Origin of the sequence: Massilia rubra, assembly GCF_011682065.1 — a bacterium.
Classification (GTDB): Bacteria; Pseudomonadota; Gammaproteobacteria; order Burkholderiales; family Burkholderiaceae_D; genus Telluria_A; species Telluria_A rubra.
The window spans coordinates 1-1,487 of the sequence record NZ_VUYU01000072.1 but is presented as its reverse complement, the minus strand read 5'-3'; the positions used below and the strand labels follow the sequence as shown (position 1 = coordinate 1,487).

Below are 1,487 nucleotides of genomic sequence, written 5' to 3'. Positions count from 1 at the left end.
GCATTCCCTTATACATAAGTCCGTCAGCCCAAGCCATCGCGTAGGGCGCGCAGTGTTTCTGCCGAGGCGTGCACTTGATTTAGCCCTTTCCAAATCGTCTTGACGCCGGGCTCACCGTCGCCGGCACGGGCGAGGAAGCCGCCGATTTTAGCGATCAGGCGCACGACGTCATTCAAGGTTGGTGGCGTGGCCGGCATTTTTAGTTTGTTCAGCAAGTGCGCACCGCGAATCTCTTCAGGGTCGAAGAACAAGGCCGCATCAAGATCAGGGCAGTTTCGGCCTTTGCGCATCAAGTAGGCCACGCGCCATGCGACCACCATGAACAAGGCCAACGCCCGCTCCAGGCGGTCAATTGCGGCTAACTGCAATTTTTCAACTTCGCAGCCATTCTTGAGTACGTTGAAATAGACTTCAATTTCCCAGCGCGCGCGGTACCAGTCGATCAGTTCGCTGGCTTGCTCCAGCGTATCAGCTACGCGATTGGTCAACAGTCGCCATTCCACCGGTTTCACGCCAGCTGGCGCATCCGTTTCTCGCGCTACGATGCACGTCGCCTCGATGTGACCTTTCTTTCCGTCGCCGATCAGTACAGGCCGCGCCCACAATTGTTGGCGCACTTCGCGTGCTGCCTGCTTCTCGCGTCCGCCCATGGTGAAACGAATTTCACCTAACGGTGCCTCCCCTGTGGTCGCGGCCCAAAGCTTGGTTGCCTCATCGTCAGCCAGGCAACGGTCATGCTGGGCGCGCACCAGCCAATCGGCGGGCGTGCCCAAGTCGCGCGCAACGCGCATCATTTCGACCATGTCCGCTTCCCGGTCGCCGACATATACCAGCCGCGTACCTGGCAGTTGCGCAGCTTGCTCGGCGATGCGTTCATAGCCTTCGACCCAGCGGCGGCTCTCTTTCATACCAGGACGCACGCCATCTTTTCCACGCTTTTCGCGTGCCCACATCCAGGCGTCAAGCATGCCAAGCGGCTCGCGCCCAGGCGTGACCGCATAGGTTGGATGCAAGTACATGCCCCGCTGTGCTTCGTAGCTCAACGGCCCCAGTCCTGCGATCTCCTGGCCGTTGAAGTCCAGCTCGGTTGTGTCCTGAATGCACAGCACGACTGCGTGCGCCCTCATTCGCTCCTGGGTGCGCGCCCAATGTGGCGTCAGGATACCTTCCCAGGTCACCTCAGGATTCGAAAGAAAACGATACGCTGCGCAAGTCTCGCTCCAGCTGTCGCATGCCTCAGGGATACTGGCCGTCGGCTTGGCTGCAAAAGTGTCCATCAATGTTCTCGCCCTCTTGTTGAGGCGCGCATCGCCAAGAGCCAGACCCGCAAATTCCTCTTCCGTCCACCGCTGTGCTACCTTGTCCAATGCGCCGCCCAAAAGGCAAGAGTAAACGCGATCTCGGCAAAGTTTACAAGCCCCTCTGCAACTCATTGAATGTAAAAGACTTTATTGGGTCCTGGCGACTTATGTATAAGGGCATGGGTT

Annotated in this window: 1 protein-coding gene; it reads right to left on the bottom strand. The window is 58.5% G+C overall.

Going from position 1 to position 1,487, the window contains the following annotated elements; translation table 11 throughout:
* Positions 1-23 precede the first annotated feature (23 nt).
* Positions 24-1,367, bottom strand: coding sequence for an IS4 family transposase (locus F0185_RS34010; protein ID WP_167233110.1), 1,344 nt, complete (start codon positions 1,365-1,367; stop codon positions 24-26).
* Positions 1,368-1,487: the final 120 nt, after the last annotated feature.